This is a genomic window from Bartonella sp. ML69XJBT, from assembly GCF_028618515.1.
Classification (GTDB): Bacteria; Pseudomonadota; Alphaproteobacteria; order Rhizobiales; family Rhizobiaceae; genus Bartonella.
Genome location: NZ_JAQITB010000018.1, coordinates 16,716 through 29,267, shown reverse-complemented (window position 1 = coordinate 29,267; position 12,552 = coordinate 16,716). Strand labels below are relative to the sequence as shown.

The window sequence follows — 12,552 nt, the reverse complement described above, 5'->3', positions numbered from 1 at the left end:
GAAAAAATCACGAATATTACTCAAGAAGTTAAAGGGGATGCTTTGTTGTGGAGCGATGATGATCAGGCATTTGTAGCTCTTCATGGAAAAGGCGACAAAAGAGGCAAGAGCAAACTGAAGTTTCTTGTTGATGGAGAGGTTTCAGAGGGCTCAATGGAAGCCATTACAGGCAATCAACTTTATTTGATGAGTAATCAACTTGCTGTGTATTTTGGTGGTGGTGCTGGCTATAAGGATGGAAAATGGACAGCTCCTAATTTCCAAGTTGCGCAATTTAATGCTGATGGTTCTGTTGATAAGAAGATAAGCTATAATAACGTTGCCAGTGCTTTTGACGGTGTAAGTGATAGTATGTCGAAGATAAACAACCGCATTCAAAATGTTGAAAAGAATGTCTCTTCCAATGGTTTAAATTGGAATGAGCAGAAAGGGATGTATGACGCTAGTCATAAAGGCAAAGCAAGCAAGATTGATAGCGTTGCCAATGGTAAAATTGAAAAAGGTTCGAAAGAAGTTGTAAATGGAGGACAATTATGGGAAACCAATGAGCGTATTTCTGGTGTTGAAAAAGATGTTCAGCATATCTCAAATAGAGTTGATAACATTTCTAATACTATTGCTGATATTGGTGACACAGTTCTCAATATTGATGCCAAAGTTGATAATATTGATAATAGGATTAACAATATTGCTGAGGATACTGTTCGCTATGACACAGATAAAACTGGTCAAAAAACCAATAAAATTACTTTGAAAGGTGGAGATCCTAGTGAACCTGTTATGATTGATAATGTAGCTGATGGTCGCATTGAGAAAGGTTCGAAAGAAGCTATTAATGGTGGACAACTGCATGACTATACTGAACAGCAAATGAAGATAGTTCTCGATGATGCAAAAAAATATACGGATAGTCAGGTGAAGAATATCGTTATTAATGCCATTGATGATGCTGTTGATCGGGCTGACCAATATACAGATATGAAGTTTAATATTTTAACTTATGATATTAAGAATGTACGTAAAGAGGCAAGGCAAGCAGCAGCCATTGGTTTGGCAGTATCCAATCTACGTTACTTCGACGATCCTGGATCTTTGAGTGTCTCATTTGGTAGTGGCACGTGGCGTGGACAATCTGCATTTGCTCTTGGCGCTGGTTATACATCTGAAAATGGAAAAATTCGCTCTAATCTATCTGCAACGAGTGCTGGTGGACATTGGGGAGTAGGCGGTGCCATAACTCTGAAAATAAAATAATACGAAGAGAATAAAATTTAACAGAATTTTCGCTCTTGTCTTATTAGGCAGGGGCGAAAATTTTATAATAAGTCAAAACAGTGTTACACTTAAATTTTACAGAAGTCATATTTCATAATCTTGCTAATAAAAAACACACTTCAACAACCTTGAAGTGTGTTTTTTATAGCGAGTCAGAGAAAAATATTATGAAGAAAAATGATTTTTTGCTATCTGATTTCGTGTTCTGTATCTAATTTAATAAGCTTCATTCCAGTAAAAAACTGCCTTATTTACTAGAAGAAATCTTTTCTAAAGAAAAACAGTTCTTATTTTAAATTAATTTAACCTTAAATTAAGGTTAATTGTCTCCATTACGGAAACAAAAAAGAATCACAAAAAGCTTACGAGGCTTCTTATGATAAAAAGACAACCACCCTAAATTTTATAACTTAACCCTTTTATCGAATTAAAAAATCTACTCCTATTTAAATAAAAAAACTTTTTCTTTTATTTAGACTAATTGCAAAATTTCCACCCCACAGGCAAAAATGATTAATACTCGTAACCATAATCCTACTAACGCTTTAACTAGTACCTTTACTCAATATGTCAATCTAACAATTTTCAAAACAACCATAAAACTAAACCTGTAGTCTCATAACGCTAAAATATGTCTTTTTTATGTTAAATATGTTTTTAGAGGGGATATCATGAAAAAATTATATACCACATCAGCGACAAGAGAATTGAAATGCCTTCGTTCTCCTTATTCGCTACCTTTAGTTATGGAGATTTCGTTGACTGCAATGGTAGCATTTTTATCGAACGTTTCTCTTAGTTTTTCAGCAGCTTTTGATATAAGCAAAGTGTTTCGTGAAGGTGTCGAGAGCGCTTTTATAGCTTCGCCTCCAAATGTTATCTCTGCTTATAATACCTATAACAGTGGCTTGGATGCTTCTTCTATTTCAAAAGACAATTATTTAACATCGCTCAATAAAGCAAGAGCAGAAAAAGTTAAAGCTTCGAGTGACTATGCAAATTTTCTAATCAATACTTTTTCCAATACGGGTGATGAGAGCTCTATAAGTGTTTTGAAAGAAGATGACGATTTTGCACGGAAAAATGTGCCATATATACTTAAGATACAGCAGCTTACAAAAGATGACAACGAGGAAACAGATGTAGGATTGTTTAACGTTCATAGTTTAGAAAAAAGTACCAAGAGGATGCGACCAATAGCTGTAGCAAATGTATTTCCAGTTGCTACGAGAGGAAACTATGATGCGGATCATTCTTATACTGTGGGTTATGAAGTGAAGAAAAAAGGCAGTAATGTTGTTGCTATAGGTCCGTGGGCTGATGGAGGTGATACTGAGGCAGTTGCTATAGGTAAATTCGCTTCTGTTAAAGGACAGGGTGGTGTCGCAATAGGTTCTGGAGAAATGAAAGACGGTTATATTACAACGACCTTTGCGGGTTTATATGCAGTAGCTGTGGGACGTAAAGCGCAAGGTTCGGGGAAATATGCGGTTTCTATTGGTTCTGATACAATGGGGGCTGGTGATGGTTCTGTTGCACTTGGTGGGCAAGCGAAAGCAATGGTGGACAACGCTACTGCTATAGGCTTTAAAGCTGTTGTGGCGTATTCTGGTGGTGTTTCTTTAGGCGCTTCTGCAATTGTGTCAGGAAATAATGGTATTGCTATAGGTAATCAGGCAATTGTGTCAGGAAATAATAGTATTGCTTTAGGCGTTAGTACAGATGCGTCAAAAGAGGATAGCATTTCTATAGGTTATATGGCTCACGCTTCGGGTAAAAGCAGTGTCGCAATAGGTGGTGAATATAGTGGGAAAGAGGGTGATCATACAACAGCGAAGAGTGATTATTCAACAGCTGTAGGTAGTGTTTCTAAGGCTCTAGGGTATGGTTCGACTGTTCTTGGTCATCGGGCATACGCAAGTAATAATAAGGGCATTTCTATAGGATTTTATTCAAAAGCAAAGGGAGAGGGAAGTATTACTTTAGGTGCTGAAGCAGAGGCATCAAATGCTTATGGTATTGCTTTAGGTTTCAGTTCTAAAGTGACAGTTGATGGAGGAATTGCTATCGGGGGAAATTCTGTGTCTGATAGGGCTGCTGGTGTTTTGGGGTATACTTCTATTCTGCAAGGGTCGGCCACAACCACCGAATCTCAATGGAAAAGTACGCAAGGCGCTGTGAGTGTTGGTGATCCTAGTAAGAATATAACACGACAAATTATAGGCGTAGCAGCTGGTAGTAATCCAGCTGATGCAGTGAATGTTAGGCAGTTAAGAGACTTAGAAGATGTCATGAGACAAAACGGTTGGAAATTATCTGTTGGTGGGAAAAATGCTAAAGCTGTTCTTATGAACAGTGATGTAGATTTTTCTACTGGAAGCAGCAACCTGAATATTACAAAGAACAAAGACGATAATAAGGTAAAATTTGATCTAGCTAGGAATGTTACAGTCGATAAAATACAAGTAGAAAACAACATCTTAGATGCAACTGGGTTGGTGATTGCTAATGGTCCGAAAATAACCACTTCTGGGGTTAATGCTGGGAATAAAGAAATAAAAGGCGTAAAAAATGGGACACTTTCAGCGGAATCGACCGAAGCCGTAAATGGTTCTCAGATACATATAATGGGTACCAGTCTAGCGCGTTTTTTGGGTGGTGGTGCTAACTTTGAAAATGGAAACTGGAGCGATCCAACTTTTAAGATTAAAACTTTTCAGGATGATGGCACAGAAGATAAACAAAGCTATAAGAATGTAGCGGATGCGTTTGAAGGTGTTAATACTGCTCTCACGACTGTTCAGGGTAAAATTACCAATGAGATTAATAATGCGATTGCTAATGTGAAAGGTGAAAGTCTTGTTAAGTGGGATGAAGATACGAAACTGATTAAGATTGGTGCGGAAAAAGATGGTGCAAGCATCAGTATTATAGATAAGGATAAACGGGATCGTACTCTTTCTGGCGTTAAGGATGCAGAAGAGGCCAATGAAGCGGTTAACAAAGGTCAGCTTGATAAGAATGTGAAAAAACTTTCTAAAGATATTGAGGAGGTTCGTTCTGTAGCAGTTTTCTATGATTACGATACAGAAGAAGATTCAGATGACGCACATGCACTTACGAGATTAGCTCGTAAAAAACAAACCAGTGTGACTTTTGGAAAACCTTCGGAAGGCACGGTTGCTTTACGTAATGTTGGAAGTGGCAAAATTGCAACAGATTCAACAGAAGCAATAAATGGTTTCCAGCTTCATACATTGGGTACAGAGGTTGCGACATATTTTGGTGGTGGCGCTAGCTATGCAGAAGGAAAATGGACCTATCCTAAATTCACGGTTAAGAAATTCAATTCTGAAGGTGATTCTGTGACTGAAGAATCTTATGACAATGTAGCAGCTGCTTTTACTGGTGTTGGTAATTCTATAACGAATGTTCAGAAGCAATTGACTGAACAGGTTAATAATGTGATTAACAAAGTAGAGAGCGAAAGCTTTGTTCAGCAAGATAAAATCACGCATCTTCTCACGATTGGTGCTAAAGCAGAAGGCACAGAAATTAATATCGCCAATAAGGACAAAGGGGATAGAGTACTTTCCGGTGTGAAAGCAGCAACACAAAATAATGAAGCTGTTAACAAGGAACAGCTTGATGAAAGTTTGGAGAAGCTTTCTAACAATCTTCAGTCTGATGAGTCTGCTGTTGTTCATTATGATAAACAAAAGGATGGTCAAATTGATTATGCGAGTGTAACTTTGGGAGGTAAGGACAAGGCTTCCGTTGCAGTTCATAATGTGAAAGATGGTGCCATTGATGAGCAATCACATGATGCGATCAATGGTGGGCAGATTAATAAAATATTTCAGAGTGTCGTCAAAGTCTTGGGTGGTGGTGCAAAATTTATTAGTGATATATTTACAGGGCCAACCTATAAACTTTCTAAGGTTTCTAAAGAGGGGCATGTAGAAGAGGGTACCTTTAACGATGTTGAAGCAGTTTTTACTGGGCTTAATGAGAATATCAAGAATGTGAATGATCGGATTAAGCAAGTTTCCCAAGGTGTTGCACAGGATTCTTTGTTGTGGAGCACAGCTGATAAGGCTTTTATAGCGCAGCATGGAGAGGGAAAAACCAATAGCAAAATTAAGTTTCTTGCCAATGGAGATATTTCTGAAGACTCAACAGAAGCCGTTAATGGTTCTCAGCTTTATTCTGTAAGCAATGCGCTTTCTACTTATTTAGGTGGTGGTGTTAAATATGAGAATGGTAAATGGACTGCTCCGAATTTTAAGATAAAAACCATAAAATCTGATGGCAGTGAAGTTGAAGAAAACGCCTATGAAAGTGTAGCGGAAGCTTTTGAAGGCATAAGTACTTCTTTCATGAATATCCACAATGAAGTTAAGAATGAGATTAGCAATGTGGTTAGTGATAATCTTGTTAAGCAGGATGAAGAGACGAAGCTTATCAAGATTGGCGGAGAAAAAGAGGGTACTGGTATCAGTATTGCAAACAGTAAAAATGTGGCGCGGATTCTTTCCGGTGTGCATGCAGGAGCAATCTCCGAAGAATCAACAGATTCTGTGAATGGTTCGCAACTTTATATGTTCAGCAATGCACTAGCGGCGTATTTTGGTGGAGGTGCTGGTTATAAGGATGGCAAGTGGCAGACAGCAGAATTCAAAGTCACGCAATTTAACGATGATGGTAGTTCTGCGGATAAGAAGAGCTATAATGATGTTGCGAGTGCTTTTGATGGTGTAAGTAAGAATATGACGAGTATCAACAAGCGTATTCATGATGTTGAAAAGAATGGCTCATCCAATAGTTTGAATTGGAATGAAGAAAAAGGAGCGTATGATGCTAGCCATAATGGAAATTCGAGTAAGATTATCAATGTAGCGGATGGCAAAATAGAAGAAAATTCGCAAGATGTTGTGAATGGGGGGCAGCTATGGAAAACGAATGAGAAGGTGAAAGAGGTTGAAAACAAGGTAGATACGATTGACCAACATGTTAAAGATATTGAAAATACCGTTACGAATGATGCGGTTAAGTATGATAAAGGAACTGATGGAAAGAAGGTAAATAAAGTTACATTAGTTGGTGTGAGTGAAAGTGATCCAGTATTACTAGACAATGTAGCGGATGGTAAAATTGAAAAAGCTTCAAAAGAAGCGGTCAATGGAGGTCAGTTACTTGATTACACGAAAAAACAGATGGAGCTTGTTCTTGAGGATGCCAAAAAGTACACAGATAAACACAATGCTATGATGGGTAATGCTGTTGCTGAAGCTAAATCCTACACTGATATAAAGTTTGAAGCATTAAATTATAGCATTGAGGATGTGCGGAAAGAGGCAAGGCAAGCAGCAGCCATTGGTTTAGCAGTATCTAATTTACGTTACTTCGACGATCCAGGATCTTTGAGTATTTCATTTGGTAGCGGCACATGGCGTGGACAATCCGCATTTGCTTTTGGCGCTGGTTATACGTCTGAAAATGGAAAAATCCGCTCTAATCTATCTGCAACGAGTGCTGGTGGTCATTGGGGAGTTGGCGGGGCAATAACTCTGAAATTGAAATAATACGAAAAACTAAATTTTAATAGAATTTTTTCCTTTGTCTTAATTGACAAGGGAAAAAATTTCTTTTGATAAGAAACAAACAAAGTCACAAATGAAATAATAAAGGATGAATTTAAATCTTTAAAGCAAGACATCATAAAGAAGCTGAATAATAAAACAAAACACAACATTAATGATAAAGCTCTTTTTCTATTCCATTTATAACCTGATAAAAAGGTAAAATACCCCGCATTAACACTTTTTGCTCAAAGTAGTTCAAAAGAACAATAAAAACAATGTATTAATTAATATCTACAGAAGACAAGTTACTAACCTAGCATAAAAATACACATTTATCGATTTATCTCTTTATTGTTGTCATCACAGGTGCTGAAGGCATACAAAATTATAGTGTTGATGATGAAACACTATTCTTTAGTGTTTTTGCAACAAGCTAGCACCATCATTATATTTGCCAGCTCCCAATGTTGCGACAGACCTTGGCACCTAAGACGATTCATAAGAGGCATTTTTACTCCTTTCTTGTCTAGTTTTTACCCACATACAGCCTCGTTTTGACGTGCAAGCAAGTGATATTAATTGATTCAAGATAAACAGATTTGAAATGAGAGAATCTTACGTTATTCAGGTTTCTAATTCAATATAAATAACGCTAGATTATGATTATAAATCAATGTGCTACTGCACTTAAAGGAGAGAAATGAGAGTATAAATGCCTTTACTTAGCAAAAAAAGTTAAGCCGCATTTGATAGCGGCATATAATACATTCCAATATACACTTGCTTTCGGTATTGAAAACTGCAAAAATAGCAATACGCATTCTAATCTTTATAATCAGTTCAGACAAAACGAAGGGCAAAGATAAAATCTAAAGATAATAACAAAATCCCCCTTGTACATTTTTCAAAAAAAATGACCAACCCTATCATATCGATTTATCTCACTCAAAAAATACCTCTCTTTAGCACCTACTCAACGAAGAAAAAATCTTTTTTAAACTATTATTAATTAAATAAAAATGGCAGCTTAAAAACTAAAAAACAATCCAATCTATAAAAAATAACTAATCAGTCTAAAGAATTAAGCAAATATTAACCAATATACTAAAAGATGTATCTTATTTTCTTTAAAAGACAATAAAAAAGCAAACACATTCATTTTAACATCTAAACGCAATTTTTCTCTCTTTTCAATCACGCTTTAATTTTAAAACATGTTAAAAAATAACATAAGGAGAATATTTTAGCATTTAAATGTGTCTTTTTTTGTGTTTATGGTTAAATTTTTTTTCATTGGGGAATTTGTTATGAAAAAATTATATACAAAATTAGCGGGGAGTGATTTAAAATTTTCTCGTTTTCCTTTTATTAAAGTTCTGTCATTGACTTCAATAGCTGCACTTTTGTCGAGTGTTTCTCCTGTTTTTTCAAAAAATCTTGATTCAAAAGAAGAAATTTCTACGGATATTACGGATATAAAGACTGTTGCTGTAGCGTATCCCCAAAGTGTTATTTCTGTTTATGATACCTCTGCCGATTATTTGGGACCTCTTGATGTATCAAAAGGCAATTATGTGACGGTGCTGAATACAGCATTGACACCAAAAGTGAATGCTTCTGGTAACTATGCAATTTTTTTAACGAACATCCTTTCTGATATGAGTGGTGATAATTTTGTTGTAAATATTCTTAGAGCAGAAGGTAGTAACCTCTCGAAAAGAGCGGCGAGTACAAAGGAAAAAAAGAAGCAACCTATCATTAGTCCGCAGTTATTTGCTCGTAGTAATTTTTTACCCCAACAACCTGCACAAAATGATGAAGATTCAACGATCACTGATGTATTTGATACTTTACACAATGATTCAGCTACGAGAATAAAGCCTGATGCCGAATTGCCAAGAGATGTATTGGGAAACAATGTCATTTTTGGTAATGACGTTATGGCAAAAGTTGCTGATAGTGTTGTTATTGGCTCCAAGGCCAAGGCATCTTTAGACGATAATACTAAAGATTTGTCATCGTCTGTCATTATTGGCGCTAATGCAGAAGCCCATAGAGGTGGAAGCGTTGCTGTTGGTGCGGATACAGTCATAGCGGAAGATGCGTTTGATGCAGTTGTTGTTGGTCGCTATGCACGGGCAGGGCAGAATTCTGCTATTGCTTTGGGTTTTAAGGCGAAAGGGTTACAAGCTTATAGTATTGCAATAGGTTCTGAGGCATCTGCATCTTTTCTTAATTCTATGGCTTTGGGACTGAAATCGCAAGCAATAGTGGAATCAGGAGTTGCTATAGGAGCCTATTCTGTAGCTGATGTTTCTGGTGCTGGTAAGGGTTATAGTCCTTTAGAGAAAAATAACACAAATCGTTCAGATTATGTGTGGCGAAGTAAATTAGGTGCCGTTAGTGTTGGTGACAATACTAATGAGGTTACGCGACAAATTACAGGAGTCGCAGCTGGTAGTAAAGATACTGATGCGGTGAATATTGCACAATTGAAAGAATTACAAGACTACGTGAACAAAGGTTGGAAGCTATCTATTAATGGTGCCAATGATGCTGTTGCTATTGCTATAGACAGCTCAATAGATTTGGCAGCTGGAAGTAGCAATTTCGAAGTCACAAAAGGCGATAAAGACAACAAGGTAAAATTTGATTTAGCAAAAGATCTCACGTTAAAGAGCATAAAATTAGGGGAAGAGAGCATATCAGATGATAGAGCAGATGCGGTAAGTTCGGTAACTTTAGATACAACAGGCTTAATCATTGAAAATGGTCCACAAATCATCACTACTGGTATTAAGGCTGGCAGTAAAAAGATAACAGGAGTGGCAAAGGGTACTGAAGATACCGATGCGGTGAATTTTGGACAACTACAAAAAGTTGAAAAAGATGTCAAAGAACAAGTCGCAGCCAGTAGCTTCGTGAAACAAGATGGTAAAACAAAATACATCACCATTGGTAAGGAAACCGATGGAGATAAAATTGATATTACTAACAAAAATAATGGAACGCGTACTCTTACGGGTCTAAAGAGTGCTTCTCTGTCAGAAGTTTCAAATGAAGCTGTTACTGGTTCGCAGTTGTTTACAACAAATAAAAATGTAACAACTTTATCCGATAATTTCAAAACCGCTGCCACGAATATGGCCAAGTATTTTGGCGGTAACGCCAAATATGAAAATGGCACGTGGATCGATCCAACTTTTACAATAAAAACAGTGAATGCTGATGGTGAGGAAAAAGAAGAGAGTTATAGTAATGTAGCTGAGGCTTTAAGCGGTGTTGGTACATCTTTCACGAATATTCAGAATAAAATCACCAATGATATTACCAAGGAAGTTAATAAAACAAAAGGTGATGCTTTATTGTGGAACAATGAGAAAGAAGCATTTGTAGCCCAGCATGGTGAAGGTGAGACAAAGACGAATAGTAAGATCAGCTTTCTTGCGAATGGTGACATCGCTGAAAATTCAACGGATGCAATCAATGGTTCTCAGCTTTATTCGATGAGTAATAATCTTGCTGCATATTTGGGTGATAGCGCTGGATATAAGGATGGCAAATGGGAAGAGTTCACTTTTAAGGTTAACACAGTTAAAGAGGATGGTACAGCGAGTGAAGAAAGCTATAATACTGTAGAGAAAGCATTTTCTGCTGTTGGTACATCTTTCACGAATATTCAGAATAAAATCACCGATGAGATTACCAAGGAAATTAATAAAACAAAAGGTGATGCTTTATTGTGGAACAATGAGAAAGAAGCATTTGTAGCCCAGCATGGTGAAGGTGAGACAAAGACGAATAGTAAGATCAGCTTTCTTGCGAATGGTGACATCGCTGAAAATTCAACGGATGCAATCAATGGTTCTCAGCTTTATTCGATGAGTAATAATCTTGCTGCATATTTTGGTGATGGTGCTGGATATAAGGACGGACAATGGAAAAAACCTACATTCTATGTTTCGCAATTCAAGAATGATGGTAATGGTGATGACAAAACGGACTATGATAATGTTGCGGATGCATTTGGTGGCGTTAATGATAGCATGAAAAGTATCAATGAGCGTATTAAGAATGTTTCATCGAATGGTTTAAATTGGAACGAGACAGACAAAGCTTATGACGCTCGTCATAATAATCAGGATAGTAAGATTACACATGTGGCGGATGGTAAGGTATCAGAAGATTCAAAAGAAGCCGTTAACGGAAGTCAACTTTGGGAGACGAATAATAGGGTAAGCAAGGTTGAAGAGCAGGTAGGGTCTATTGATAAGCAAATAAAAAATATTGAAAACACGGTTACGAATGATGCGGTTAAGTATGATAAAGGAGAAGATGGCAAGAAGACGAATAAGATCACATTGGTTGGTGGTAATGAGAGCGATCCAGTATTACTAGACAATGTAGCGGATGGTAAAATAGAAAAAGATTCGAAAGAAGCTGTTAATGGTAGTCAACTTTGGGAGACGAACCAGCAAATGAAGGTAGTCCTTGATAATGCGAAAAAATATACGGATGAGCGCTTCCATGACCTTGTAAATAGCCAGATGGGTGATGTTATTAATGAAGCGAAATCTTATACGGATATGAAGTTTGATTCTTTAAATTACAGCATAGAAAATGTACGAAAGGAAGCAAGACAAGCAGCGGCTATTGGTTTAGCAGTAGCTAATTTACGCTACAATGAAACACCTGGAAAATTAAGTGTTGGATTTGGTAGTGGCTTATGGCGTAACCAATCTGCATTTGCTTTTGGTGCTGGTTATACATCTGAGAGTGGCTCTGTTCTATCGAATGTATCTGTCACTAATTCTGGTGGTCATTGGGGTATAGGTGCGGGATTCAATATGACATTGAACTAAGAATCAATAAAATACCTTAAGTAAAAATATTTTCGCCCTTGTCTTCAATGAAGGCAAGGGCGAAAGTTTATTTTAATAAGAAACCAATAAAGCTAACAAATGAGATAATGAAGTCTTTAAAGACAAACAAGACAAGTAGGTGAATAATAAAACAAAATGTACTATTAACGATAAATCTCTTTTTTTATCTCATTATAATTTGATAAGAATGGAGAACACCACACACTAAAAATTTCTGCTTTTTAATATACTAAGAAAGTTCAAAAGAGCATAAAACCATAGTTAATTTCTACAGGTTTATCTTTAAACGTGTTTATTGTCCAAACAGCATACCACCACAAAGATGAAGTTACCCAAAAACTTCTAGATTTCTTGAAATCAGCTTTTCTATTGCGGTTTCATACAGAAATAACCTTCCTCTACAAGCTTTAACAGCTCATTTAACAGAAACAAATATTGTAAATTGAAATATGTCTATTTGATTATTTCATTGGTAGGGATGTGATGAAAAAGTATTTATCGTATCAAAGAGGAATAATTTGTATAATCTATATTATTCTCGACTTTTGTTTTTAAAAGGCATTCTTTGAGAATCGATTCGTTGATTTTATGACGCCATTTTTTGACGAAAAAAGAGAATATAACAATGGCATTATTAATGAATGCAGTATTATAATTTGAAAATAATAATTAAGATACATGCGTTGCTTTATATAATACTACTGGTTGTCAGATTATAACGGGGATATAGTATATGATTGGTGGTGATGAGATTACAATAATAATCGAAGATATTGTAATTTTTAGGTGTCATGCCTCATTAAGGGATA

Annotated in this window: 3 protein-coding genes and 1 pseudogene; 3 read left to right on the top strand and 1 reads right to left on the bottom strand. The window is 36.5% G+C overall.

Going from position 1 to position 12,552, the window contains the following annotated elements; genetic code table 11:
• Both PVV68_RS06480 and PVV68_RS06475 read left to right on the top strand, forming a co-directional pair.
• Nucleotides 1-1,254 (top strand): Vomp family autotransporter (locus PVV68_RS06480; RefSeq protein WP_273721673.1); only part of this gene is annotated, 1,254 nt, incomplete at its 5' end.
• Between the two features lie 692 nt (nucleotides 1,255-1,946).
• Entirely contained in the window at nucleotides 1,947-6,860 is a 4,914-nt protein-coding gene (locus PVV68_RS06475) for a Vomp family autotransporter (protein ID WP_273721675.1), read from the top strand.
• 426 nt (nucleotides 6,861-7,286) lie between these two features.
• Here the strand turns inward: PVV68_RS06475 and PVV68_RS10725 are convergent.
• Nucleotides 7,287-7,369, bottom strand: a pseudogene (locus PVV68_RS10725) (DUF4102 domain-containing protein); the annotation flags it as partial.
• Between the two features lie 798 nt (nucleotides 7,370-8,167).
• Here PVV68_RS10725 and PVV68_RS06470 point away from each other — a divergent pair.
• Nucleotides 8,168-11,722: a Vomp family autotransporter gene (locus PVV68_RS06470; protein ID WP_273721677.1), complete on the top strand. Its 3,555-nt coding sequence runs from the start codon at nucleotides 8,168-8,170 to the stop codon at nucleotides 11,720-11,722.
• The last annotated feature ends 830 nt before the right edge of the window (nucleotides 11,723-12,552 follow it).

Bases quoted from the DNA above. Each gene is read 5' to 3' on its own strand.
- PVV68_RS06475 (WP_273721675.1), top strand. From the start codon at position 1,947: ATGAAAAAATTATATACCACATCAGCGACAAGAGAATTGAAATGCCTT.
- PVV68_RS06470 (WP_273721677.1), top strand. From the start codon at position 8,168: ATGAAAAAATTATATACAAAATTAGCGGGGAGTGATTTAAAATTTTCT.